This is a genomic window from Turicimonas muris, from assembly GCF_002221595.1.
Classification (GTDB): Bacteria; Pseudomonadota; Gammaproteobacteria; order Burkholderiales; family Burkholderiaceae_F; genus Turicimonas; species Turicimonas muris.
Window position 1 is genome coordinate 1 of the sequence record NZ_NHMP01000008.1, and the last position, 26,933, is coordinate 26,933.

General features: G+C 45.7%; 20 protein-coding genes. 5 read left to right on the plus strand and 15 right to left on the minus strand.

Annotation, left to right across the window (positions count from 1 at the left end; translation table 11 throughout):
- Window positions 1–158: 158 nt before the first annotated feature.
- Window positions 159–1,244 carry an iron-sulfur cluster carrier protein ApbC gene (apbC, locus tag ADH67_RS10550; RefSeq protein WP_066594047.1) on the minus strand — a complete coding sequence of 362 codons (1,086 nt, stop codon included), beginning with the start codon at window positions 1,242–1,244 and terminating at the stop codon, window positions 159–161.
- A gap of 298 nt (window positions 1,245–1,542) precedes the next feature.
- Between apbC and metG the strand changes: the two genes are divergently transcribed.
- Window positions 1,543–3,645, plus strand: a complete 2,103-nt coding sequence (gene metG, locus ADH67_RS10560; RefSeq protein ID WP_066594051.1) for a methionine--tRNA ligase — start codon at window positions 1,543–1,545, stop codon at window positions 3,643–3,645.
- A gap of 127 nt (window positions 3,646–3,772) precedes the next feature.
- The gene (locus ADH67_RS10565) at window positions 3,773–5,530 is read left to right on the plus strand and encodes a SulP family inorganic anion transporter (RefSeq protein WP_066594053.1); all 1,758 of its coding nucleotides are present in this window, start codon (window positions 3,773–3,775) and stop codon (window positions 5,528–5,530) included.
- Window positions 5,531–5,663: 133 nt separating this feature from the next.
- Here the strand turns inward: ADH67_RS10565 and maeA are convergent, their stop codons facing one another.
- The 9 genes from maeA to ADH67_RS10610 form a co-directional block, all read right to left on the minus strand.
- A complete protein-coding gene (gene maeA / locus ADH67_RS10570) occupies window positions 5,664–7,286 on the minus strand; it encodes an NAD-dependent malic enzyme (protein ID WP_066594054.1) in 1,623 nt (540 codons plus the stop codon).
- A gap of 131 nt (window positions 7,287–7,417) precedes the next feature.
- Entirely contained in the window at window positions 7,418–8,821 is a 1,404-nt protein-coding gene (locus tag ADH67_RS10575; protein WP_236578559.1) for a ClC family H(+)/Cl(-) exchange transporter, read from the minus strand.
- Window positions 8,822–8,940: 119 nt separating this feature from the next.
- A complete protein-coding gene (ybgF, locus tag ADH67_RS10580) occupies window positions 8,941–9,621 on the minus strand; it encodes a tol-pal system protein YbgF (protein ID WP_066594056.1) in 681 nt (226 codons plus the stop codon).
- A complete protein-coding gene (gene pal, locus ADH67_RS10585; RefSeq protein ID WP_066594058.1) occupies window positions 9,618–10,115 on the minus strand; it encodes a peptidoglycan-associated lipoprotein Pal in 498 nt (165 codons plus the stop codon). The genes ybgF and pal overlap by 4 nt, the downstream gene beginning before the upstream one ends.
- Window positions 10,116–10,125: 10 nt before the next feature.
- The gene (gene tolB / locus ADH67_RS10590) at window positions 10,126–11,418 is read right to left on the minus strand and encodes a Tol-Pal system beta propeller repeat protein TolB (protein ID WP_066594060.1); all 1,293 of its coding nucleotides are present in this window, start codon (window positions 11,416–11,418) and stop codon (window positions 10,126–10,128) included.
- A gap of 177 nt (window positions 11,419–11,595) precedes the next feature.
- On the minus strand, window positions 11,596–13,155 hold the full coding sequence (gene purH, locus ADH67_RS10595; RefSeq protein ID WP_066594062.1) for a bifunctional phosphoribosylaminoimidazolecarboxamide formyltransferase/IMP cyclohydrolase: 1,560 nt from the start codon (window positions 13,153–13,155) through the stop codon (window positions 11,596–11,598).
- 14 nt (window positions 13,156–13,169) lie between these two features.
- Window positions 13,170–14,159, minus strand: a complete 990-nt coding sequence (gene dusB, locus ADH67_RS10600) for a tRNA dihydrouridine synthase DusB (RefSeq protein WP_089275754.1) — start codon at window positions 14,157–14,159, stop codon at window positions 13,170–13,172.
- The gene (gene murU / locus ADH67_RS10605; protein ID WP_066594064.1) at window positions 14,152–14,859 is read right to left on the minus strand and encodes an N-acetylmuramate alpha-1-phosphate uridylyltransferase MurU; all 708 of its coding nucleotides are present in this window, start codon (window positions 14,857–14,859) and stop codon (window positions 14,152–14,154) included. The genes dusB and murU overlap by 8 nt, the downstream gene beginning before the upstream one ends.
- Complete coding sequence (locus ADH67_RS10610; protein ID WP_066594066.1) at window positions 14,859–15,863, minus strand: aminoglycoside phosphotransferase family protein; 1,005 nt, start codon at window positions 15,861–15,863, stop codon at window positions 14,859–14,861. Before ADH67_RS10610 ends, murU begins: the two co-directional genes overlap by 1 nt.
- An 80-nt stretch (window positions 15,864–15,943) precedes the next feature.
- On the opposite strand from ADH67_RS10610, the gene ADH67_RS10615 reads away from it, so the two are divergent.
- The 3 genes from ADH67_RS10615 to rsmA are packed head-to-tail and all read left to right on the plus strand — an operon-like array spanning window position 15,944 to window position 20,545.
- The gene (locus ADH67_RS10615) at window positions 15,944–18,328 is read left to right on the plus strand and encodes an LPS-assembly protein LptD (RefSeq protein WP_084081519.1); all 2,385 of its coding nucleotides are present in this window, start codon (window positions 15,944–15,946) and stop codon (window positions 18,326–18,328) included.
- On the plus strand, window positions 18,312–19,685 hold the full coding sequence (locus ADH67_RS10620) for a peptidylprolyl isomerase (protein ID WP_236578561.1): 1,374 nt from the start codon (window positions 18,312–18,314) through the stop codon (window positions 19,683–19,685). The genes ADH67_RS10615 and ADH67_RS10620 overlap by 17 nt, the downstream gene beginning before the upstream one ends.
- 35 nt (window positions 19,686–19,720) lie before the next feature.
- Window positions 19,721–20,545: a 16S rRNA (adenine(1518)-N(6)/adenine(1519)-N(6))-dimethyltransferase RsmA gene (gene rsmA, locus ADH67_RS10625; protein ID WP_066594069.1), complete on the plus strand. Its 825-nt coding sequence runs from the start codon at window positions 19,721–19,723 to the stop codon at window positions 20,543–20,545.
- Between the two features lie 112 nt (window positions 20,546–20,657).
- Here rsmA and ADH67_RS10630 read toward each other — a convergent pair whose 3' ends face one another.
- The 5 genes from ADH67_RS10630 to ADH67_RS10650 all read right to left on the minus strand — a co-directional run bounded on the left by ADH67_RS10630 (window position 20,658) and on the right by ADH67_RS10650 (window position 26,796).
- The gene (locus ADH67_RS10630) at window positions 20,658–21,656 is read right to left on the minus strand and encodes a M48 family metallopeptidase (protein WP_066594071.1); all 999 of its coding nucleotides are present in this window, start codon (window positions 21,654–21,656) and stop codon (window positions 20,658–20,660) included.
- Window positions 21,657–21,667: 11 nt separating this feature from the next.
- The gene (locus ADH67_RS10635; protein WP_066594073.1) at window positions 21,668–22,399 is read right to left on the minus strand and encodes a lysophospholipid acyltransferase family protein; all 732 of its coding nucleotides are present in this window, start codon (window positions 22,397–22,399) and stop codon (window positions 21,668–21,670) included.
- A gap of 19 nt (window positions 22,400–22,418) precedes the next feature.
- Window positions 22,419–24,509: a glycine--tRNA ligase subunit beta gene (gene glyS / locus ADH67_RS10640; protein ID WP_066594075.1), complete on the minus strand. Its 2,091-nt coding sequence runs from the start codon at window positions 24,507–24,509 to the stop codon at window positions 22,419–22,421.
- 13 nt (window positions 24,510–24,522) lie between these two features.
- Entirely contained in the window at window positions 24,523–25,425 is a 903-nt protein-coding gene (gene glyQ, locus ADH67_RS10645; protein ID WP_066594076.1) for a glycine--tRNA ligase subunit alpha, read from the minus strand.
- A 129-nt stretch (window positions 25,426–25,554) separates the two neighbouring features.
- Window positions 25,555–26,796, minus strand: coding sequence for an amidase family protein (locus tag ADH67_RS10650; RefSeq protein ID WP_066594077.1), 1,242 nt, complete (start codon window positions 26,794–26,796; stop codon window positions 25,555–25,557).
- Window positions 26,797–26,933: the final 137 nt, after the last annotated feature.

Below are 26,933 nucleotides of genomic sequence, written 5' to 3' on the forward strand. Positions count from 1 at the left end.
TTGCTATCTGCTTCTTTCAGCCTGTACATCACTGCACACACCTTGCAGATTCGCTAGCTCTTCCCACTAGCGGGCGAGCTCGGGACTTTCACCCTTTAGATTGCACTCATGCCGAGCACACAAAAAGCGGCCTCGGCCGCTTTTTTTAATTATGAAGATTAGTCGTTAGAAACCTTGATGGAAGGCATCTTAGCGGAATAGTCTTTATTTCTTTCAGAAACAAGAACACCGACCTTTCTAGCGATTTCTTTATAAACTTGAGCAACCTTACTGTCAGGTGCAGCTTCAACAATCGGCTCACCCTTGTCCATGCTGAGGCGGATATTGATGTCCAAAGGAATTTCGCCCAAAAATTTGACGCCGTATTGCTCAGCCATCTTCTTAGCTCCGCCCTCACCGAAGATATGTTCTTCATGTCCGCACTTGCTGCAGATATGAGTAGCCATATTTTCAATAATACCGAGAATTGGAACATTGACCTTTTCAAACATGACCAAACCCTTCTTGGCATCCATTAAAGCGATGTCCTGAGGAGTTGTGACCACGATAGCGCCGGTCAAAGGCACTTCCTGAGAAAGAGAAAGCTGAATATCGCCTGTTCCCGGCGGCATATCTACAATCAAATAGTCGAGATCGTGCCAGTTTGTCTGCTTAATCAACTGTTGAAGAGCTGAAACCGCAAGAGGACCTCTCCAAATCATCGGCTCGTCCGGATCAATGAGTACTCCGATAGAAGCAACCTGCAAACCATGACCGTCTAACGGTTCAAGAGTCTTGCCGTCTTTTGTAACTGCACCGCCTTTAAGACCAAGCATAGTCGGCTGGCTCGGACCGTAGATATCAGCATCCAACAAACCGACTTTTGCACCTTCTGCCTGAAGAGCCAGCGCTAAGTTAGCTGCAACGGTGCTCTTGCCCACTCCGCCTTTGCCGGAGGAGACAGCGATAACGTTTCTGACGTTATCAAATACCTTTACGCCTCTCTGAACTTGATGAGCGATGATGTTCTGTTTAACTTCAACATCAGCTTCAATATGATTCTCTGCCAATTTTGCTTCAACAAGATTCTTGACAACGGGAATTTGTGTTTTTGCGGGGTAGTCAAGGTCGATTAAAATTTTTAACTTATCGTCGACATCTTCAATTTTCTTAACTGACTTGGAAGCCACCAAATCTTTTCCGGTGTTTGGATCAACTACTTCCTTCAAAAGATGGCGAACTTTTTGTTCAATTTTTTCGTCCATGTAGAACTCCAGTTATTAGTTCTGAAAAAGATCTGTTAAGTTTACCTCACGACCAAAGAGATACCCTAATTGATTGTTTCAAAACGGATCAAAAAAAGTTGTGACATATTCTATGAAACCCAGCGCTTCAAATGAGACTTCGGCCGCAAAAGTAAGACTGAAGTTCAATGCTCAAAAAGAGAATTACTCAATGTGCCTGATTTTCTGTTGGTCAGCTGATCGCAGCAAGAAGAAGCTCTGCCAGAAAGAGTAAAATTAAGAGTTTCACGTTAACTAAATCTTTAGCAGAACTTTAAACATGAGTAAACGCACCATATTCCTGACTACCGCTCTCCCATATGCGAACGGTAATTTTCACATGGGCCACATTGTTGAGTACATTCAAGCTGACATTTGGGTCCGTCATCAACGCATGGGCGACAACACTGTCCACTTTGTAGGTGCCGATGATGCACATGGTGCGCCAATCATGATTTCTGCCCAAAAATTAGGCATCTCTCCGGAAGCTTTCGTTAAGAAAATTTCCGAAGGCCGCAAACAGTACATTGACGGTTTTTACATCAAGTTTGATCACTGGCACTCCACAGACAGCAAAGAAAATACCGAACTTTCTTGCGAAATTTATCATCGCCTCAAAGACGCCGGTTTGATCTATACAAAGGATATTGAACAGTTCTACGATCCGGAAAAGAAGATGTTTTTGGCTGACCGCTTCATTAAAGGCAAATGTCCTAAGTGCGGTGCCGAAGATCAATACGGGGATTCTTGCGAAGTCTGCGGTGCAGTATATGCTCCGACCGAACTCATTGAACCCTATTCGGCTCTTTCCGGAGCAAAACCTGAATTAAGGAAAAGTACTCACTACTTCTTTAAGCTCTCCGATCCAAAATGCGTAGAGTTCTTGAGAGATTGGACCAAGGGAGTTGCTGCCGACGGATCGTTAAGACTGCAGCCGCAAATTATCGCTAAGACAGAAGAATGGCTTGGAAAAGACGGCGATCTCTCTGATTGGGACATCAGCCGTGATGCTCCCTATTTCGGCATCGAAATTCCTGATGCACCGGGCAAATATTTCTATGTTTGGCTCGACGCCCCTATCGGCTACCTCGCAAGCTTAAAAGCCTATTGCGAATTAAAAGGAATTAACTTCCAAGCCTTGTTAGAAACTTCCACAACTGAACAGATCCACATTATCGGAAAAGACATTGCCTACTTCCATACTCTCTTCTGGCCGGCAATGCTTCAATTTTCCGGCAAGCCCTTCAAGACCCCGGATCATGTTTGGTGCCACGGTTTCTTAACCGTTTACAACAGAAAGATGAGTAAGAGCCGCGGAACCGGCCTTGATCCTATCGCCTATCTGAATTTAGGTATGGATCCGGAATGGCTCCGTTATTATCTGGCCTACAAACTCAACTCTAAGGTTGAAGATATCGATTTCAATCCCGAAGACTTCATCCAAAGAGCCAACACCGACTTGGTCGGCAAGTATGTAAACATTGCCAGCCGCTCCGCCGGTTTTATCCTCAAGAGATTCGACGGCAAAGTCGATGCTGATGCGATTACTGACAGCGACCTCGTCAGCGATGTGAAGTCCTTCTCGAACGCCATTAGAGATTTCTATGAGGCCAGAGAATATAACAAGGCCATGAGAAAAGTCATGGAACTTGCCGATAAAGTCAATGAATACGTTGACAGTCAAAAACCGTGGGAATTAGCAAAGAGCGAAGAGAACCGCGCTAAGCTTCATGCCGTATGCTCTATCGTCTTGGAAGCTTTCCGTCTTCTGACTTTGTATTTGAAGCCTGTTCTTCCGAGAACTGCTTCTCAGGTTGAAGACTTCCTCGGCTGCTGCGACCTGAACTGGGAAACCGTCCAAAATTCATTAAATGCCGAAACTCACATCAAGCCATTCAAGCATTTGATGACGCGTGCGACTCCCGACCAGCTCACACAATTATTTGAACTCAGCAACCCTGCTAACAAAGCAAAAGCTGAAGAAAAAGCTAAAGAGGCAGTCTCCGATGAAAACAAAGATGAATTCGTCTTTGAACCCCTACAGCCCAATATCACCTTTGACGATTTCGCTAAATTAGATTTGCGTGTAGCAAAAATCGTCAACTGCACTAAAGTTGAAAAGAGCAAGAAACTCCTTCAGCTGACAGTGGATGTAGGCGAAGGAAAAACAAGAAACATTTTCTCCGGTATTGCCAATTTCTATAAACCCGAAGACTTAATCGGTAAATTGACGGTCATTGTTGCTAACCTTGAACCTCGCAAAATGATGGGTCAGTTTTCTGAAGGAATGCTTCTTTCTGCTTCTGACGGCAGTGAGAAGACCTCCGGCTTGTATCTGTTAAACCCTGATTGCGGTGCTAAACCGGGCATGCGTTTGCACTAGTAAAATCACCTAATTGACTCTAACTTTCGGTCAAAAACCTGTTATTTCTACCGAAAGTTAGAGTTTTTCTATTTTTGAGGGATACACTCTCAAAACTTCAATCTTCACTTGCCAACGAAATTTAGAAATGACTGCACGTCAGCATATTGTGGATGCTTTGCATCGCTTTCCGCTAGCAACTTTCCACCCTGCCTCTTTTAATATTCTTAAAGATTATTCCGTTAACAAATTTACCAGTGACCTGTCTGCAGGTCTGACGGTAGGTGTGGTTGCTCTTCCGCTTGCCATGGCTTTTGCCATTGCCTCCGGCATGACTCCTGAAGCGGGTATTTATACGGCCATTGTGGCAGGATTCTTAATTTCCTTGCTCGGCGGCTGCAAAGTGCAGATCGGAGGTCCGGCAGGTGCCTTCATCGTTATTGTCTACGGCATCATTGCTCAGTTCGGCGTAGGCGGTCTTTTAGCGGCAACTTTTATCTCCGGCATCTTCCTATTTATTATGGGGCTGCTGAAGATAGGAAGTTTTATTCGCTTCATTCCCGTATCCATTGTTATCGGCTTTACCAACGGTATTGCGGTTCTTATCGGCTTATCACAGGTCAAGGATTTTCTCGGCCTTGATATCGCTAAAATGCCGGCTGACTTTTTCAGTCAAATCTCCACTTTATACGGAGCAATTTCAACCGTTAATCCATACGCCGTCGGCATCGGTCTTCTTTCTTTAATTATTGTTTTCCTTTGGCCGAGAAGCTGGACCCAGGGAGGTGCCCCTTGGAAACGCTGGATGGCACGAATCCCCAGTACCGTCATTGTGCTAATCATCATGACTTCTGCAGTGACGTTCATGGACCTTCCCGTGGAGACTATCGGTTCCAAGTTCGGAGGCATTCCTCAGGGTCTTCCCAAACTCCAATTGCCTGAAGTCTCTTGGACCTCCTTTAATCAGCTTATCGGACCTGCTTTGACACTGGCACTGCTCGGCGCCATTGAATCTCTTCTCTGTGCCCGCGTAGCCGATGCGATGACAGATGAGCGTCATGATCCTAATCAAGAATTGATGGGACAAGGCATTGCAAACTGTATCGTGCCGTTTATCGGCGGTTTGCCTTCTACCGGCACAATTGCCCGTACCGTTACCAACATTAAGAGCGGTGCGGTCTCTCCTGTCGCAGGCATGGTTCACAGTATCACCTTGCTGATTATTGTCCTTGTTGCAGCTCCGTTGGCTTCTAACGTACCTTTAGCCTGCTTATCTGCCATCCTTCTCTTCATGGCCTTTAACATGGGAAATTGGCACGAGTTTATCCGACTCAGACAATTCACTATGTCCTACAAGGCTACTCTTTTGGCAACCTTCTTCCTAACAGTCATCTTCGACTTGACCGTTGCCGTAGAAGTTGGTCTGATGACAGCTGCAGTGTTCTTCCTTTACAGAATGAACACCCTGACGCGCGTGCTTCCTCTGCATCTGCCGTTTAATGCCTCCTACGGCATTGAAGCCTGGGTTATGGAAGGCGCATTGTTCTTCGGCTCAGTTTCCAAACTGGAAATCGTGACGGATCCGAAGCACATCATTGATCCTCATTCTCCGGACGTCATTATCTTCAATTTCACGGATCTTCTCTCTATCGATAACAGCGCTCTCGATATTATTGAGAAATTCCAGAAGAACCTTTTGGCTCACGGAAAGATTTTGGTTATTGCCGGTGCGAACGGCCATCCTCTTAAACAAATGGAACGTCTTGGCATGACCAAGACACTAGGCAAGTATCTTGTCGGAGACATGGACGAAGCTATCAAGGTGGGCGAAGAGTTCTTAGAAGAAAAGAGGCTTCAGAAGGAAAAGAAAGCCGCGCACGAAGATATCCGCATCGTTGAAAAGTAGGCTGAGTTCTTAATCCTTCTTCGTAAAAATCCCGCAGCGTTTTGTTCTGCGGGATTTTTTATTCCTAAAAGAAAAACTGCTGAGATTCAGAACTCCGAAGACTCAGCAGTTTTTCAAAAACCTTTAGAGAAGACTAGTCAAGGTACTTAGGTTTGTACATGTAGTCTTCCAAAGCAGCCGTCAAATCAGCAGGTTTTTCGATCTGGGCGATACCGCTTTCTAAGCAATATTCAGCAACTCTCTGTGCGATATGACGAGATACTGAACGAACTTCTGTCAAAGACGGGAAGAGGCTTCCGTTAGCCAAATCTTCGTCTGTAACAGTTTCAGTCAATGCACGAGCAGCTGCCAAGAACACGCCGTCAGGAATTAAACTGGCTTTAGTGTACAAGGCTCCCAAGCCGATTCCCGGGAAGACGTAGCTGTTGTTGCCTTGACGAGGAACAAAAGTCTTGCCGTTTAATTCAACCGGAGGGAAGGGGCTGCCGCAAGCAAAGAGACAACGTCCTTCTGTATACGTATAAGCTTCACGTGCTGTGCACTCTGCTTTGGATGTCGGGTTAGACAAAGCAAAGATGATAGGACGTTCATTCAATCTTGCCATTGCGCCTAATACATATGCGTTGAAGGCACCGGACTGAGCGGCCAAACCTACGATAGCTGTCGGCTTAACGGTTTCAATTGCATCCAAGAAAGTTGTGCAAGGTTCCACATCTTTGGCATAAAGTGCTTTGTCATGAGACAAGTTGTCTCTTGAAGAAACAACAAGGCCCTTAGAATCAAAGAGGAAGATTCTGTCTCTTGCCTGCTGTTCCGTCAAACCTTCGGCAATCATTGCCTGAACAAGTAAATTAGAGCAGCCGAGAGCGGCTTCACCGGCGCCTAAGAACAAAATCTTTTCGTCGGAAACCTTTGTTCCTTTGGCTTTTGTTGCAGACATGAATCCGGAGACAGTAACGGAAGCTGTGCCTTGGATATCATCATTAAAGCAAGTAACCTTGTCTCTCCAAATTTCAAGGAGTTTAAATGCGTGGCGGTTAGCAAAGTCTTCGAACTGAATTAATACACCCGGCCAACGTTTGCGAACGGCCAAAATAAATTCTTCTAAGAGTTCGTAGTATGCGTCTCCGTCAACTCTGGGATGTTGCAGACCAAGATACAGAGGATCTTTGAGCAATGCAGGATTGTTTGTGCCAACGTCAATGCAAACAGGCAGAGAACGTTCCGGATGGATACCGGCACAAGCTGTGTAGAGGGAAAGCTTTCCTTTTGGAATACCCATACCGCCGGTACCCAGGTCTCCGAGACCTAAAATTCTTTCACCGTCGGTAACGACAATAATGTCAACATTTTCCTGCGGACAATTGCTGACAAGTTCAGCAACTTGCCCTTTATCTTCGATGGAAACATATAGACCGTCGGTATTACGGAAAATATGGTCATAGTCCATACAGGCTTTGCCCACTGTTGGTGTGTAGACGATTGGCATTAATTCTTCGATGTGATTGATTAACACATAGAAGTAAAGCGTACGATTTCTATGGCGTAAAGAATCGAGGAGTTCATATTTGACCAAGTTGTCATCCGTCTCTCTCACTCTTTCCATAAATCTTTTGGCTTGAAGCTCGATTGTCAAAATTCTGGGCGGTAAAAGACCGCGGAGTTTTAATTTTTCCCTAGCTTCTTTACTGAAGGCAGTTCCTTCATTAACGTAAGGATTTCTTAAAACATTGACTCCTTCTAAGGGCTGAGCCATAACAAATTTCTCCAAAAAGAAAAAAATAGATTCGGGCGGAGACGAGCCCCGCCCTTTTATACTCTCGTTCAGCTAGAGTTTATCTCTTTAACCTTAAGATAAACGCTCATAAGGCAACAATTTGTTTGTTCTTACCCAAACAGCACTTGTTTTCCTTCTTTCTGAAGTTGTTTAACCTCAGGAATTCTAAGTCTCAAAGCCGTGTAAATCGGCAGATCCTTCAAGCACTTAGCGGTAAAGAAAGCTACCGCACTGGCGCCGATCATAGCCAACGTCAGATCCCAGCAAGCGGTCATTTCCAGAATCAAGAGCACCCCGGTAAAGGGCGCACGAATTGTCGCCCCGAAAAATGCGCTCATACCGACCGCACAGAAGGCCAATGGACTGACCTCTATCCCTACTAATCCAAGAGCCCAAGCAAACACATGGCCTAAAATCCCGCCCATGAGAAGCAAGGGAGAAAACAATCCGCCGGGCACCCCTGTTGAATAGCAAAGCGGTGCAAAGATCCAACGAATAAGACCAAAGATCAATACAATCTGGATAGGATAGGCGTAATTCAGCATATCCTGACCCAAATTATCACCGCCGCCTGCTAAGTAAGGCGCATACCAAAGAAGCAGAGCAACCACGATTCCAACAATGCCTGCCTTAACCTCCGGCAGAACATGTTTGAAATAATCGTTGAGATTCAAAAGAATCAGTACGGATTTGTTGTACAGAACTCCCATTGCTCCGATAAATATGCCGAACAAAATCAAGGCAAATACTTCCTTAACATTCGGAATAGCAAAAGATCTTTGGATAACGTCATAATCCGGCTGAGCCCCGAGAATTGTCATAGAAGTAGAACAGCCTACAAGTACACAAAGCATGGTAGAAATTACCAAACTCGGTTTAATATCCTTGGTCACTTCTTCAAAAGTAAACATGGCCCCGCCCAATGGTGCGGAGAAAGCCACTCCCAGACCGGTGCCTGCGGAGGCAATCGTTAAAAACTTCAGCTTGGTATAGTCCAGCTTGAAGATTCTGCCGAGAGTACCGCCGATGGAAGCCCCCATCTGGACGGTTGGACCTTCTCGGCCAAGTGCCATCCCGCTTCCCAGCGTCAAAAGGCCGCCGAAAAATTTTACAAAAAGGATTGGCAGGCGTGCCGGCTCATGTTCGTTGTGCCACATGGCCTCAACGTATTGAATTCCGCTTCCTCCGGCAGTCGGCGCAAAACGAACCAAGAATCTTCCGACAACGGCGCAGCCGACGCAAATTGCAATTAATGTCAGAAGACCTTCAAAAGTGCCGGCGGTATGGGCCCAAGAAGCAAGTTGATTACGGTATTTGTCGGCCATATAAAGGAAGTATTGGAAGTATCCTCCTGCCAAACCCGTCAAAAAGCCGGCAACCATACAAAGCACTAAGAACCAACACAATGAACCCACGGACTCTTTTCCTAAGGTTGTTGCACTGTCTTGCGGAGGCAGTCCCGCAACAGGCGGAGTTTGCGGGGGAACTGTCTGATTGGTTTTATTGGTAGACATAATGGCCTCTTTTTTCTTTGTATGCTTAGAATAAAGGCCAAAACAGCTGAGGGTGAGTCAATATCCTTCAAAATGAGAACAGGACCTTAACGGTCCTGTTCTTTTGTGCTTAACGGCAATTACATTTGACTCTTTGCCATCTTCGCGGCTTCGCTCTTCGGGAAACGCTTGATTAACTGTTGGAACGTTTGTTTAGCGTCCTCCGTTTTCTTAGTATCCATTTGAGCCATACCGATAATCAGCATTGCTTCGGGTACCTTTGCATGGCGAGGGAAGTTCTTCACTAAAGCTGACTCTGTATCGATAGCTTTTTTGAAGTCTCCCTTTCCATAGTAGCTGCTTCCTAACCAGTACATAGCTTCCGGATAGAACTCGGAACCTCTGTTTTTCTGGATGAAAGTATTGAATGCGGAGATAGCTTTAGCATACGCACTTTGATTCAACAATTTCAAAGCGTTATCGAGTTCTTGCCTCTGTTGGATCTTTTTATCCTGCGCAGCCTGGTTGGCTTGAACCTTCGGATCCATTTCCTGAATCTTGGTATTCAGATCACCGACCATGTTCTGCTGTTTCCCATAGGAATTTTTCAGGTCATCGAGCTGACCTCTGAGGTTTTTAACCTCTTTTGTCAGCGACTCAATGCGCTCGTACAGCCGCATTTGCGTTTCCTGCTGGGTCTGCATTTGGGCGCGTAATTCGACAATCGCCCTTCTTGCTTCATCATCTCCGAAGAGAGCATGCGCAGGATTGGCAAGAGTTGCAAAAACGATCAAGGAAGAGGCAAGTAAGCTAGTTCTCATTTGTTACCGACTAAATAATGAATATCGACGCGACGGTTCTGTGCGTAATCTTCTTCAGTATCGCCCAAAGCTTTTGGACGTTCTTTACCGAAACTGATAGATTCTACCTGATCAGGATTTACTCCCATCAATGTCATACGCTGTTTAACGGCTTCAGAACGTTTTTGTCCCAAAGCCAAGTTGTATTCACGGCTGCCGCGGGCATCAGTATTGCCTTCCAGCATAACTTTAACATTCTTGTTGTTGGCCAAGAATTTAGCGTGATTAGTTACGATCGGCATGTACTGCGGGCTGACGCTGTAGCTGTCAAAATCAAAGTAAATTTCGCGTTTAGCTAAAGGGCCGTCTTTAGCATTGAGCATTCTTTCCACTTCTGTTGCATCTGTAACGGAAGCAGCATCTTTATCCTTCTCTAAATCGATGCTAGAGCAGGCTGTTAAAGATAAGGCAGCCAAAACAGCAGCAGCTGCCAAAGAAAAACGTTGAAGATTCATTTTTAATTTCCTATCGAATGGTCGGTCCCCAGGCGGGTTCTCTAATGTCTCCGCTTAAGCCTGACAAGCGGGAACGAGAGCTTCCATCGGTAGATACCGTCGAGAGCACTCCCTTACCTCCTTCGTCAGTAGCGAAGATAATCATATTTCCGTTAGGGGAATAGCTGGGGGATTCGTTTTTACCAAGTTGAGAAAGGGGGATTACGTTACCGGTAGAGAGATCTTGTTGGACAAGCTGGAAGTTTCCTCCGGCTCTAACAATATACGCAATCTCGTTATTTTTTGGGCTCACAGTCGGGCTGACAGCATAGGCATTGCCGAAGCTGACGCGTTCTGTTGAACCGCCTGCCACAGGTTTTCTGTAAATCTGCGGGTTGCCGCCTCTGTCGCTAGTGAAATAAATATATTTTCCATCAGGAGAGAAGGTCGGCTCAGTATCGATACTATCTCCCTCCGTAAACGGACGAAGATTCATGCCTTCAGGGTTAAGCAAGTAGATTTTTGTACCGCCGTCTTTAGAAAGAGCCACTGCTAAGGTGGAACCGTCCGGGCTGAAAGCAGGAGCACTGTTGTTGCCGCGGAAAGCAGCAACCTGATGTCTCTTGCCGGTTGTCAGATTTTGAAGCCAAACAGTCGGCTTACCGGTTTCGAAAGTGGTATAGGCAATTCTTCTGCCGTCAGGCGACCACGCAATAGACATAATCGGCTCACGGCTCTTCAGTGCAGTTTTAGGATTGTGCCCATCGCTGTCGGCAACCATAATATTGAACATATGCCGTCCGTCCTGACGTACGAAAGCTATTCTTGTAGCGAAGTCGCCTTTTTCTCCGGTAATTCTCTCGTAGATTCTATCGGCAATGCGGTGTGCTGTTAAACGCAAATCATCAGCCGGGCAGACGTATGAGGCCTGGTCTGTTTCCTGCTTTTTAACCACATCAAATAGTTTGAATTTAATCTCATAGCGGTTATCCGTTGTCTTCTGGATGCTGCCAACTACGTCTGCATCTGCTCCTTGTGCAGTCAGAGCCTTCCAATCAGGCTCGACATCGATTCCGGATGCTGATCCGGCCTCAACTAAACGGAAAACGCCGCTTCGTACCAAGTCATTAGAAATGATCTTGGAAATATTTTCCGGACAAGCAGACTCATTTTCAAATGGTTGAACTGCGATTGGAAACTGATTTGCTCCAACTCCGAGAATATCTACTTGGAACTGTCCCCACGCCAAACCGGAAGCGGCCAGCCCGGCCATCAGCCCTGCTCCCTGTAGAAGCAAACGTCTCTTAAACATTTGAACTGTCATAGTTATTTCCTGCTCATCCCCACGTAGGAATATTTTCTTTACAAAATTAATCTGAAGTATATTAATTTTTTTTGTTACACAAAACCTATATCTGTGGACATTTTGGGTTAAGAAGTGTTAAGAAAAAGAGACCACCGATTTACTCAATGGTCTCTTTGTGCTAGTTAGCTACAAATTTTAGTGGCGGAAGTGGCGTTCACCTGTGAATACCATTGTGATTCCGCGTTCATTTGCAGCAGCAATAACTTCTTCGTCTCTGATGGAACCGCCCGGCTGAATAACAGCCTTAGCACCGGCATCGATAATTACATCTAAACCATCTCTGAACGGGAAGAACGCATCGGAAGCCGCAATGCTGCCCTGCAAGGACAAACCGGCTTCTTTTGCCTTGATAGATGCGATGCGGGCAGAGTCGACGCGGCTCATCTGACCGGCCCCTACACCTAAAGTCATGCCGTTCTTCACGAAGACGATGGTGTTGGATTTGATGAACTTAGCAATCTTCCAAGCAAACATCATGTCGGAAATCTGAGCGCTAGTAGGCTGGAGCTCCGTTACCACCTTCAAATCTTCTTCTTTGACTGTCTGGCTATCCGGTGTTTGAACCAAGAGTCCGCCGCCGATTCTCTTCATATCGAAATCGTTGTGGGCGGAGCCGTTAGCAACAATCAACAAGCGAAGATTCTTCTTCTTGCCGAAGATTTCCAGAGCTTCCGGTGTGAATTCCGGAGCAATAATAACTTCAGCAAATTGTTTGGAGACTTCTTCTGCTGCTTCTTGGCCAACCTTGCAGTTGAAGGCGATAATGCCGCCGAATGCGGATGTCGGATCGCACTTGAAGGCTTTTGCATAAGCTTCAGCAGCGTCTACACCGATGGCTGCACCGCATGGATTTGCGTGTTTGATAATAACGCAAGCCGGTGTGTCAAAACTTCTGACAGCCTCCCATGCAGCATCGGAGTCAGCGATGTTGTTGTAAGAAAGTTCTTTACCCTGGATCTGGTCATAGCCGGCAAGAAGTCCCGGAGCAACGTGTTTTTCTCTATAGAAAGCGGCTGCCTGATGAGGATTTTCGCCGTAGCGCATATCCTGGACTTTAACCCACTGACGAGTCAAAGATTCAGGGAAGCGGGTACGTGTGGAAACGTCCGAGCCCTTCATGCTTGTCAGATAGTTAGAGATCATGGCGTCGTAGTGAGCGGTATGAACGAACACTTTCTTAGCCAATTCCAGTCTGGTTTCAGGAGTTACATGGCCGACTTCTTTGATTTCTTCGATAACTTTTCTGTAGTCTCCGGGGGAAACAATCACGGCAACGCTTTCATGATTCTTAGCAGCTGCACGGATCATTGTCGGGCCGCCGATATCAATGTTTTCAATAGCGTTTTCGAAAGTGCAGTTTGGATTGGCAATTGCTTGTTCAAACGGATAGAGGTTTACGGCAACGATATCAATCGGGTCAATCTTGAACTGTTCAAGAGCCTGCATATGTTCAGGAACGCAGCGGCGAGCGAGAAGCCCTGCATGAATCTTCGGATTCAATGTCTTAACACGGCCGTCCAACATTTCTGGGAAACCGGTATAGTCAGCAACTTCTTGTACTGGAATACCTGCTTCAGCAATCAATTTTGCTGTACCGCCAGTAGATAAAATGTGATAACCAAGGTTAGAGAGTTCTTTTGCGAACTCGACCACACCTGACTTATCGGAACAGCTAATTAATGCTTGTTTTTTCATGTAAAAACCACTCCTCATAAGAGATTAATAGACAGATCCAACCTTTCAAGCAACAGAAGGGTCAGATCAATCTGTTCGTCCGGATTTCCGGCTAATAAAACTTTACGAATATCTTTCTCGTCCGCATTAAATCTTTTGAGGTACCAATTCAGGTGTTTTCTAATAGTTTTAAGACCAAGGACTTCTCCGTAAAAGGCATGATGAGAACGGATATGCCCAATGATTGTTTCCTCAATTTGAGTTTTGCTAAGTATAAATTGTCTTGTTCCCGATAACAGAGAATTGATTTGGCTAAAAATCCAAGGATTTCCAAGTGCTCCTCTGCCAATCATTACACCGTCAGCCCCAGTGGCTTTAAGCACTTCCAATGCCTTATCTGCGGCATCAATATCCCCGTTGGCGATAACAGGGATGGAAACGGCTTGTTTTAAACGCCGTATCGTTTCATACTCTGCATGTCCTTTGAAGCCTTGCTCCCCGGTTCTTCCGTGCAGAACCAGCATTTTTACTCCTGCGTCTTCAGCCCTTTTCCCCAAATCCACTGCATTAATATCGGATGTGCTCCACCCAATTCTGTACTTGAGGGTTACCGGAACGGAAACGGCATTCACAATACTTTGAAGAAGGGATTCCACCAAATCCGGATTTTTTAAAAGTGCTGATCCGCATGCTACCGAGCACACCTTCTTGGCCGGACAGCCGCAATTTAAATCTACGATGTCGGCACCGGCGTTTTCCGCTCTCTTAGCTGCTCTTGCAAGCTCTTCAGGAACGGAACCGATCAGCTGAATTCCTCTTGGGGATGGTTCTCCATCCAAGTTCATCCTGAAAGAAGTTTTGGCGGTGTGCTGAAGGTTATCTTTGGAAGCGGCCATTTCAGCAACTGCATAGGCAGCTCCCCATTGTCTGCAAATTTTGCGGTAAGGAAGATCGGTAAACCCAGCCATAGGGGCCAGAATTGTTTGACCGGCAATACTGACTGAACCTACTTGGATATTATTCATAGCAATACGGAGGCAGCTTTTCAAATTTTTCTAATTCTTCCGGGGTTCCGACATTTGCCCAATTACCTTCATAAATTTCGCCGGTAATCAGCCCCTGATCCACAAAATCGTAAAGCCATGGAAAAAGCGGAGTTTTAGTACTTGGAATATCCTTAAAAATTGAAGGAGAGAAAACAGCAATATTCCCATAGGTATATTGTTTCTGTTGACGAGTAATTTTCCCTTTTTCCAGTCCCATATCTCCGCCTTCATGATAAGAAGGGTTCGGAACCAACACCAAGTGAGCTTTAGCTTGGCCCTCAGAGATTTTCTTTGCTGCGCTTTTTAAAGACTTATAAGGAAAGTCGGTGACGATATCTCCGGATACGACAACGAAAGGCTCACTTCTGTTTTGCTCAACCAGCTTGTCTAACGCTTTAACGATTCCGCCTCGAGTCTCCAAGGATTCTTCGTGAGTATATCCTTCTATGGAAAAAGTTATCCTTACCCCGTACTTTGAACCGTCTCCAAGATATTCCAGCAGCTTGTCGGCACAGTAGGCAACATTAATAACAATGTCCTTAAAGCCCGCTTTTTTCAAAGCCAAAATCTGCCACTCAATCAAAGGGCGTCCCCAAAGTTTGATTAACGGCTTCGGCATCGAATCCGTTAGATGCCGCATTCGTTTACCTCGGCCTGCGGCTAAGATCATTGCTTTCATCAGAACGTATAACCTACTTGCTTTTCTTTATTCTGGATCTTGTCCATAAGGTTTGCCAGCGGTTTTAATGAATCATAACGGGCGGCAGTTTTAGAGACATAATTGATAAAGCGCGGAAGATCGCCGATGTATTTATCTTTACCGTCTCTGTAAGACAAACGGCAAAAGATACCCAACACCTTCAGATGGCGCTGCAGCCCCATCCACTCAACATCTTTCCAGAAGGCTCCGAAATCTGCAGGAACGGGTAGTCCTGCTTTTCTTGCTTTATCCCAGTAACGAATCGTCCAATCGATGATTTGATGTTCTTCCCAAGAAATAAAAGCATCGCGGCAGAGACTTGCAATGTCATAACTGATAGGCCCGTAGACTGCATCCTGGAAATCCAGAACACCAGGGTTATCCACAGGCTCCGGCATCAAATTTCTCGGCATATAGTCTCTATGAACGTATACCTTGGCCTCACTCAAATTTTTAGCAATGATCAAATCAAAAGTTCTCTCCAGAAGCTTTTTCTCGAGTTCGGACAATTCCATATGGAGATGCTTTTCTAAAAACCATTCGGTAAACAAATTGATTTCTTTTCTTAGAAGCTCGGCGCTGTAGGGCGGAAGGACATCCGGTTTGCTGGCAACCTGAAGTTTGACCAAGGCTGTCGTTGCATCATCCATGAGCCGGTCGGCATTATCGTGATCTAAAACATCCAAATAGGTTTTAGTTCCTAAGTCGGAGAGCAGCATGAAGCCGCCTTCAAAGTCGACCTCAAAAATTTCCGGAACGTTCAGGCCGGCAGTCTTCATAATTTTATCAACCTTGACGAACTCTTTCATGGATTGCTTTTCTTTCGGACAATCCATGATGATGTAGCTGCGGCCGGTTCCCTGAATACGGAAATATTGTCTGAATCCTGCATCTGAGGAGGCATAAGTCAAAGTCTCCGGCTGAAGACCGTAAGTCGGGGAAACCAAAGCGAGCCATTTGTTTAATTGTTCACGACATTCCATCAGAAAATACCTCTTTTCAGAATAAGCAAGACAACAACTATTGCCTTTATAATTTAGCCACCCAATTCCGTGCAATTTTAATGACTCGACTTACTCAACGGCGAAAACTTGTTACCAGAGTTGTGAAAGTGACGCCTGTAGCTGCTTCTATTGCCGCCCTCTTTTTTGTTGCGGCAGGCTCTGCTGTGCATGCTGAAATTTCAGCTTACGGCACAGCACTTCCGATTAACTTGAACATGGCGCGTTCGCTTGACGTAAACGCACCTACCGACACTGATGATACAAATATTTATCTTCGTTCTCATCAGATGCACTCTATCCCTGAAGAGCAGATTATTCTGACCGATGAAGCTGAAGTCCGAAAAGCAGGAGCTGTCCTGAAGGGAGATAAGATTACTTATACCTTCTCAAAAGATGAAGTGTATGCGCAGGGCAATGCTCTAGTTGCACGGCAAGGAACAGTATTCGAGGGTCCGGAACTTACCTATCGTCTTGATGCGGAAAGCGGCAGCATGCCTAATGCTAAATTCCGTTATCTGCCTAATAATGTCCGAGGCTCCTCTGATGAAGTCCAATTACTTGGCGATGGCAATGTGAAGATGTGCAACGCCATGATTACCACTTGCAAAGAAGGTGATAACTCATGGTGGATTGAAGCTTCTACGCTCGATATTGACCAGCAGGAAGAAACCGCAGACGGACGAAACGCTCGTCTCTATCTCGGCGGCGTTCCAATTTTTGCCTCACCTTACTTTACTTTCCCGATTGGCGAGAAAAGAAAGAGCGGCTTCTTGACACCGAAGATGGGTGCAAACTCCACGTTCGGTTTCAATGTTGAGATTCCCTATTATTGGAACATTGCCCCGAACTATGACTACACCATGGTTCTCAAGCCGATGTCAAAACGCGGCTTTATGCTCGGCAACCAATTCCGGTACTTGCAGCCGACCTTCGGCGGTCAGCTTGATTATGATATTTTGTTCCATGACAGAGAAACCAAAAAGAAGAGATATTCTCTTGCTTGGAAACACACTCAGCGTTTGTGGGGCGGTGTAGGACTTGGCGTAAATTATCAGAGAGTCTCCGATGACAACTACATCTCCGACTTCTCCACGAACTTAAGGCAGTCTAGTGAAGACGTTCTGCCGCAGAATGTCTGGTTGAGCTATGGTAAAACATACTGGAGCACCTCTCTGGGAGTTTATAAAAACCAAACTTTAAGACCGGATAACGAGTGGACGGAACAGCCTTACGAAAAAATTCCGGAATTTAATTTCCGTGCGTATGGCGCCGACGTGAAAGGCTTCTCGCTTCTTTCCAACTTTACGGCTACACGTTTCCGACATGGAAATAACTTCAATTACAGAGGCGAGCCGATTGGAAGAACTCGAAGCGGAGACGGAAACCGTGTCATGCTCAACAGCACCATCAGCTATCCGATGATGGGCTCTTATTGGTTCTTAACTCCGTCTTTCGAATACAGCATGGCTTGGTATGGTGACATCACCGGTCGTAAGTACAATTCGGGCAACGTAGATATCTACAAGAACTCTCATCGAACCATCCCGATCTTCACGCTCGATTCCGGATTGGTTTTTGAGAGAAATACTATAGTCCTTGGACGAGAGACCGAGCAAACTCTCGAACCCAGACTTTACTATGCTTACATCCCCTATCGAGCTCAGAACCACTTGCCGAACTTTGATTCGTCATTGGCTGACTTGAACTTTGCTCAGCTCTTTTCTCCTAACCGCTTTATCGGTTACGACCGTATTTCAAATGCCAATCAGCTCACGGCAGCTTTGACGACCCGGTTTATTGATTCTCAGACCGGAAAAGACTGGTTCAGTGCAACCGTTGGCCAGCGGTACCACTTTACCGACGAAAAAGTCGATATTTACTGGAATGAAATCAATCGGAAAAACCTCAAGAGCGATATTATCGGCATGACCGAGTTCACGCTCATTAAAGATTGGAAGGCTGAGCTTGGGGTTCAATACTCCACTCTGTGGAAAAAATTCTCTAAAACAACTGCCGGTGTTCGCTACAACCCTGCGAAATACAGCAATATCGGATTGTATTACCGCTATAACTACGATCCGACTGATACCAGAGAGGCTTTTTATAACTCGAACATCAAGCAGCTTGACCTCTCGTTCCAATGGCCGGTCACCAGAGACTTGTATGCCCTTGGCCGTTACAACTACTCAATTCGTGACAAAAAAGTCATTGATTCTTTAATTGGTCTTGAATATCGTGAGGGGTGTTGGATTTTCCGCTCAGCCATTCAAAGGTACGTACGCAGTGCTGGGCGCACCACAACCAACTTCTTCTTCGAGTTAGAGCTCGTTGGTTTAGGCGCTTTCGGATCAAGCCCGATTGAAGCACTCCAACAGAGTATTACCGGCTATCAACCTCTCAGTCCCAGACCGATAGAAGTTGGAAGATATGATTACTATGAATAAAACAGCAATGAAGAAAATTAAACTTCTGAGTTTGGTTCTCAGCCTTTCTTTAGCTGCTTTAGCCAGCGGACCGGTGTCCGCTCAAAAAGCCGCCAAGCAAGAGACCCAGCCGACCTCTAAAATTATTCCCGTTGACAGAATAGCCGCCGTTGTTAACAACGATGTCGTCACAGAGATGGAACTGCAGTCCCGCGTTCACCAGACTGCTTTGAATCTGCGCCGTCAAAACATTGCATTGCCGCCGATGGAAGCTCTGAGAGATCAGATTCTGGAAAGAATGATTCTGGAAAGAATCATCGAACAGAAAGCCAGAGAAACGGGCGTACGTGTTGACGACAATATGCTGAACTCGGCTATCGAACAGATTGCTGCCAACAATAACATGACCGTTCCTCAGTTAGAAAAAAGACTGCAGGCTGACGGTATTACTTTCAATAACTTTAGAAAAGAAATCAGAGCCGATCTTCTGACTCACCGCTTACGCGAGAGAGAAGTTGATGACATGGTGAAGATTCCGGAAAGCGAAGTCGATCAGTACATTAAAGATCAACTCGGACCTGAGAAACGCCGTCAATACAATCTGCAGAGAATTGTAGTCAGCCTCCCGGAAAATCCTTCCGGAGAGCAATTTGAAGAGGCTCAGAGAACAGCCAACAAAGTTTTGGAAAGTGCACGCAAGGGCGGCAATTTCAGTCAGCTCGCTGCCAGATACTCTCGCTCCCCTGACGCTATGGAAGGCGGGAACATGGGATGGAAGACTGCCAATACGCTTCCCCCGCCCCTTTTCGACGCACTTAAGAACGCGAAAACCGGCGATATCGTACCTCTTCGTGCGCAATCCGGATTCCACATTTATAAGGTCTTAGGCAGCCGAGATCCGGGAGATGCAGCGGAAGTTCAATCCGTCAAACAAACCCGTGTTCGCCAAATCTTTATGCGTCCCACAAACGTGACACCAGAGAATGTTGTTGTCGAACGCATGAAGAAGATTAAGGAAAGAATTGAAAGCGGCGACTCTGATTTTCAGACCCTGGCCCGTCTTCACTCTGCCGATCCTTCGGGCACTCGCGGAGGAGATCTAGGTTGGATTTATGAAGGCGACCTTCCTCCGGAACTGGAAGCAGAAATCAACAAGCTTCAAAAAGGTCAAATCAGTGAACCGATTAAAACTCCTTTCGGCTATCACTTGATCCAAGTTACAGACCGACGTACACAGCAAGGCGTTAATGAAAGACTTCGCAGTCAAGCCAGAGACAATCTGAGAGAACAAAAAATCAATGAAGCGACTCTGGATTGGGAAAGACAACTGAGAGACCAAGCCTACGTTGATAAACGTATCGCTCGCCCTCAGGATTAACATGAAGCGCCTGGAAAAACCAGGCGTTTTTTACTATGGCACTTGTATTAAAAAGCCACAAGGCTAAAAAGAATTTCGGACAGAACTTCCTTCACGATGATTTCTGGATTGAAAAAATTGCTTCCGCCGTTGATGCACAGCCGGGTCAAAATATTGTTGAGATTGGCCCTGGACAGGCAGCTCTTACACGCTTGATGATTCGAGACGCAGGTTGCGTTACCTGTATCGAAATCGATAAGGATTTAGCCCAGTGGCTGCAAAAGAAGTTTAAGCCTGAGGCACTGGCTCTTATAGAGGCTGATGTTCTTAAAGTTGATTTTGCGCTTATCAAGCCGGGTGAAAAAATAAGGCTCGTCGGCAATCTTCCCTACAACATCTCCAGCCCTCTTCTCTTCCGTTTAATGGAATTAGCAGACAGAGTCATTGATCAGCATTTCATGCTTCAAAAAGAGGTTGTAGACAGAATGGCAGCCACACCGGGTCATAAGGCCTTCGGACGTTTGTCAGTCATGCTTCAGCACCGATACAAGATCGTCAAGCTTTTTGACGTTCCTCCTGATGCCTTCTCTCCTCCTCCGAAAGTCATCTCTTCCGTCGTGCGAATGATTCCTTTGGAATCTCCGCTTCCGGTTAATGAAAAGTTATTTGAACGAGTGACCGCTCAGGCTTTTTCGATGAAGAGAAAAACGCTGAAGAACAACTTTGCCAAATATTTCGGCCCGGAAATTTTAGAAGAAGCCGGCATTGATCCCGGAGCCCGAGCAGAAGCTGTCAGTATGCCGTCTTTTGTGGCTTTGACCAATTTATTGGAGAGCAAAGGCATCCTGCTTAATGATTGCGTCTCGGCTACGCCGGAATAACTGAATTGTTCATTCGGTTGCTCCATCCGGCATTTCAACCGGGGAGCAGCCTTTTCCTTACACTTTCTTCGACATCTATCGAACTAAAAAGGTGTTGTGATGAGGACTAAACCTATTTAACAGGATCGCAGATGTGGAAAGTTCTTAGCTTTGCTCTGCGCTCCATCGCGTCCGGACATTTTTCAAGGACTTTGTTCCAGAAGCTTGGACTATGGTCCAAATAGTACAGATGGCAAAGCTCATGAATGATGACATATTCACACAGGCTTTCCTCAGTCAAAACCAATCTCCAGTTGAGATTGACATTGCCTAAGCAAGAACAACTACCCCATCGAGTCTCAGCCGAAGAAAGTTTGACCTTTTTAAGTCTTTCTTTGAAGTAGGCATCCTTTTCAGCTGTTTTATGAGTCAAGTCCGTTAAATAAATACGTGCCCAATACTTCACAAACTCTAAAGCAGCCTTGTAGAAAATCGCTTGATCAACTTCTTCCGTTGAAAAGAAATAAAAGGTGTTCGTCGACTCGTCAAAAGACTTCCTCACCTTCTTGGCAGAGATCTCTATTCTGACAGGCTCTTGGATGCCAACAACTTTGATGCATTTATTCTCCCAAGCAGAAAGCCACGGTTCACGGATTCTTTCATACTTTTTATTGGGAGCCTTGCAGAGATTTTTTTCAATCCAAGCTGAGTGGCCCTCGATAACCTTTTCAATCCAGAGTATTGGCTCATAATGAGGAGCTTTAACGGTTAACACACCCTCAGAGATAACTAAGCCAATCGTCTTTCTTGTTGACCTTTTCAGAATATATTCAAGAGGCTGTCCATTTAAAAGTATTGTCCTCTTGTATCCATTCTGAACTTTCTTTTTGGGCTGAACTTTCCTTTTTTGACCAGGTTCCGGCCTTCCCGGTCTCGGAGAAAGAGGCTCGCCGCTCATACCCGTATGAAGATCCTCCCAGAGAGCTTCCTCTTCCGTAAGATCTATCTTCCCATCTTTAAACGCATCAAATAAGTTCCAGAATTTCTGCTCTTCTCGAAGTTCATTCCAGAATTTAAGCAATTTTTTCGGATTGAGCAGATCTTTATCGATTAGATCGCTAATATCGGACATAGACTTCAGGATTAAGGTTTATCAATGACCTTCATTTGAGTTTCAATCCAATTCTGAACTTCATCATTAAGTTGAGCAACGGTCTTCCCTTCAGGACGAATTTCAGGTCCGAAAATAACTTGGATATGACCCGGATAAATAATGAAGCTTCCCTTCGGCCAGCATCTGCCGGAGTTCAAAGCAATAGGCACGACAGGAGTCCCGGTATCAATGGCGATTCTTGCACCGCCGGATTTGTATTTAACAGTCTGTCCCGGTTTTGTACGAGTCCCTTCGGGGAAAAGAACTATAGCCCAGCCTTTTTCAAAATACTTGGGGGCTTCTTCTTTAATATGTTCGAATGCAGCTTTCCCGTGACTGCGGTCAATGCTAAGCATTCCTAAGGAGGCCAGACCCCAGCCGAAAACCGGAAGTTTATGAAGCTCTCTTTTGTAGACGAAACTAACTCTGCGGGGAACAAAACCAAAGAGGGCCAAAGTTTCCCAGCCCGATTGGTGTTTGCTTAAGAGAACAACGGGCCCCATATTTTTAATGGAATCCATATTCTCAAAGTTGAACTTAACATTACAGATGTTGCCCATGGCTTGAATAATCCATTTGCACCATCCCCGGACAATGTCGTAGCACTTCTCCTTATTGGAAGAAAAAAGAGAGGCGGTAAGAAGAACGAATCCTGCAATCAAGATGCTGACTGCAAAGACGAACCAAAACAATATAGAACGAACCAAAGCAGTCAGCTTCATGATTAACCTCTAAAAGAAATTAGGACGCCAAGCAGGAGAGCTTAGCGACTTGGTTCATTGAACGATGCAGCTCTTTGAGCAAAGCAAGACGATTGCGTCTTACGGCTTCATCATCCACATTGACCATTACCTTGTCGAAGAAGGCATCAACCGGAGCCTTGAGGGGAGCCAGATCAAGGAGAATAGCCTCATACTCACCTTTTTCAAACTTACCTTCAAGATCTTTATTAACTTCAACCAAAGCCTTATAAAGGTCTTTTTCTTCTTGAGCTTCAAGAAGGTTTTCGTCAACACTCTCAGGAATGCTGTCTTTGCTCTTCTTCAAGATATTTTCGATTCTCTTGTTTGCGGCACTTAAGCTTGCTGCCTCTTCGAGTTTTCTAAAGGCTTGCAACGCTTTAAGACGTGCAGAGATTTCACGCAGGTACTTCGGTTCTACGGAAAGCACGGCTTCCACTTCAAGAGCTTGTGCACCCTCTTCTTTGAGCATGACTCTAAGGCGGTCATAGAAGAAGTCTTTGAGCTCGCGGGAAGCATCTTTAACGCCGTCAATCTTCTGCTCTTCAGCCACAGCAATAGAAATCAAATCATCCAAGCTTAGCGGAAGATCTTTTTCAATCAACATCCTCAAAACACCTAAAGCATGGCGTCTCAATGCAAATGGATCTTTATCTCCGGTTGGAATCTGACCGATACCGAATAGACCGGCTAATGTGTCAAGCTTGTCTGCCAATGCCACGGAAAGGCTTTCGGGAGTGCTCGGCAATTCACCGCCGGCATATCTCGGATAGTAGTGTTCTTTAATGGAAACGGCTACGATCGGATCTTCTTTGTCATGCAGAGCGTAGTATTCTCCCATGATACCCTGGAGCTCAGGGAACTCACCGACCATCAATGTACGCAAATCGGCCTTAGCCAATTTGGCGCCACGTTTTGCAAGTTCGGGATTTGCGCCGAGCTTCTCAGCAACTTTTTCAGCGATGTTTTGAATTCTTTCACTGCGCTGAAGCTGGTTACCCAGTTTGTTGTGATAAACAACGTGTTCCAAGCCGGGAACTCTAGAATCCAAACGTTCGAGCTGATCCTGTTCAAAGAAGAACTTAGCATCTGCAAGTCTGGCTCTGACAACTCTCGCATTACCGGACTGGATCGCAGCGCCGCCGTCTTTGGCATTGATCTGAGAAACTACTAAGAATTTATTGATAAGTTTGCCGTTCTGATCACGCAAGGCAAAATATTTTTGGTTTTGCTGCATTGTCAGAATCAAACATTCTTCCGGAACTTTCAAGAAATCTTCATCAAATGAAGAGACATAAACGACGGGCCATTCAGTCAAGGAAGCGACTTCATTGACCAAGTCTTCCGGCATGATGATTTGTGCATTCAGATTTGCCGCTTCGCTCTTTAAAGCCGCAACCATTTTGTCTTGCCGCTTTTCAAAGGAAGGAATCACCTTGCCCTGCTCTTCAAGCTGGGTTTCATAAGTGTCCGCAGAGTTAATTGTCAACAAATCTTTGGTGTGGAAGCGATGACCTGCCGTCTGGTTTCCGGCTTTCAATCCAAACAAAGAAACATTCAATACTTTATCGCCGTAAAGAGCAAGCAAATGCTTTACCGGACGAACAAATTCAACGGTCTCTCCATTAGCCAGCTGATAGCTCATGATCTTTGGAATCGGAAGGTGAGTTACCGCATAGTCGAGAGCGTTTTGGAGGCCTTTTTCCAAGCTCTCGCCTTTCTTCACACCCTCATAGTAAAGCTGGTCTTGTTTGCCGTCATTGACGACCTTAAGTTCAGAGACGTCAGCCTGTACACCGAGAGCTGCTAATTTCTTAATCAGAGCCGCAGTAGGCTTTCCGTCTGCACCGATACCAATCTTGCTTGGAACCAGTCTCTGGCTGAATGGTTTATCGGGAGAATCCGCCAAAACGTCAGTAATGTAAACGGCAATTCGACGCGGAGCGCCAAAGGCTTTCATCTTGGAGTCCGGCAGCAAAAAGTCTGCTTTCTTCAATTGAGTAAAGACTTCCTGAGAAAAAGCATCTGATAATTTTTTCAGAGCCTTCGGAGGGAGCTCCTCTGTTTGGATTTCTACTAATAAGGAGTTCATTTTTCTTTACCTCTTAGCCTTCTTTGGAACACATTGGGAAGCCCAAACGTTCGCGGGAATCGTAATAACTTTGAGCCACAGAGCGGGAGATCTGACGGATTCTGCCGATATAGGCGGCACGTTCAGTAACGCTGATAGCGCCTCTGGCATCTAAAAGATTGAAAGTGTGTCCGGCCTTCAAAACCATTTCATAAGCCGGCAAAGCTAAATTCAAGTCCATCAGGCGCTTGGCTTCGCTTTCGAAATAATCGAACTGCTTTAAGAGTTTTTCCGGATCGCTGGCTTCAAAGTTGTAATGACTTTGTTCAACTTCGTTCTGGTGGAATACATCACCATAGGTCAAGACATGTTCTTTCTCTCCGTCGGACCAGCGGGTATAAACCAAATCAAATACGTTGTCGCAGTTTTGAAGATACATACTAAGTCTTTCCAAACCGTATGTAATTTCACCTGTAATCGGTTTGCAAGGAATACCGCCGACCTGTTGGAAATAGGTGAACTGAGTAACTTCCATGCCGTTCATCCAGACTTCCCAGCCTAAACCCCATGCGCCAAGAGTTGGATTTTCCCAGTTATCTTCTACGAAACGGATATCGTTGACTTCCGTATCGATACCAAGTGCTCTGAGCGAACCCAAGTATCTGTCAACGATGTCTGTAGGAGACGGCTTTAAAACCACCTGGAACTGATGATGCTGGTGAAGACGATTTGGATTTTCGCCGTAACGTGCATCTTTTGGTCTGCGGGACGGCTGGACGTAGGCGGCTCTCCACGGTTCCGGACCTAAGGCTCTTAAAAATGTTGCGGTATGAGAGGTTCCGGCTCCAACCTCCATATCAATAGGCTGAAGCAAGGCACAGCCCTGCTTGTTCCAATATTCCTGCAAGCGCAGGATGACTTCTTGAAAGGTAATCATAATCTTTTAGGTAAGGTGAACTCTGCATGAATTCATGCCAATCTGATTATTTTAATGAAATAAAAGGATGATTAGCACCGGAAGGCAAGAAAATACCTCCTCCTTTTCCGCACGCACACTTCCGCGAAGTTATTGCCATACCGAAATCATCGCTTTAACAAGGCTCAACAACGCCAGATCGCCATTTCGTCTTGTACCAACCATCAGGCATCCCGGCGGTGTCTTTCCTAAGTCCACAGGGAAGGCGATAGTCGGACCGCCTCCGATTGCCCACCAATCTAAATATTCAGAAGAAACAATATAGTCGGCATCATATTTAAGTAACAAACTCTCAATGAGGTCGTTCGCTTTCTCTATGTTGCGATTCGCCAATTCCTTGTCTTTCGGTTCACGCATTGCTAAGGCATCTTCCAGACGTTCCATCCCATACCGATGAGATTCGGGTCGGCTACGGTACTTCTCGACTAATTCTCGGAAACTCTTCGGTTCAGAAGCGCTTCCATAGGGTTCCAGAAACTTGGTCATATCCCGTTTAATGTCGCTTGAGCTGATCTCTTTATAGTCAAACACAATTTGAGGCGTCTCAAGTTCAACTACAGAGATTCCAAGATCGGTCAACCGGATAAAAAAGAAGTTCAAGGCTGAGGACACTTGTGAAGAATTCCTTAGGAAGAGGAGCCTAGGGCGCGAACGAATGAACGGTTTGGGACAAAAAGAGAAATCAAACGATTGGGGATCGGAGGAATCGTAGCCTGTCATCGACAAGAAAACTTCTTTAAGCAGTTCCGGATTTCGTGCCAAAACCCCGGGAGCATCGAAGGAAGAGGACAAAGGTATGATTCCCGTTCGAGAGATCGAACCTCGCGTAGGTTTAAAACCATAGACCCCGTTATACATTGCCGGAATCATGATGCTGCCCCGTGTCTCTGTCCCCAGCGCAGCATCACAGAAACCTGCACTGACGGCTACGGCTGAACCAACGCTAGAACCTCCGCAGGGAAAACAACCGCCGTAGGGATTTCTTCCGAATCCGCCCAGTTCCGAATACCCTCTTTTTAAAACCGATGAAGTAACAAAACCAGCAAGTTCTGTCAGATGTGTCTTTCCAAAAATATCTATACGTGGATTTTTTCTCAGCTGTTCAATACAGAAAGCATCCGGCAATCTGAGGTTCTTTAAGGCAAAAGATCCGGCAGAAGACGGCCAATCTCGAACACCAATATTGTCTTTAACAAGGAGATGTATAGAGCAGTCTGCGTTTGGATTTTTGTAAAAACGAACGGCATGCAAAACGCTATTAAAGGCCTGAATCCTTTTTACCATCTGAGCGGCTGAAAGGTTTCTGTTTAACGGATAAGATAAGTTTTCCATAGGTTGAGTTTCTCGTACCAAGTCTCTTCCATTATCTTCCTTTCTTCTTCATTAGCGACGCAGCATACGGGAAAAAACTTGTCTCGATTTCGAATCAGGCTTGCGAGCTTGACTGCTTGAGAAGGTCTCAAGGTCAA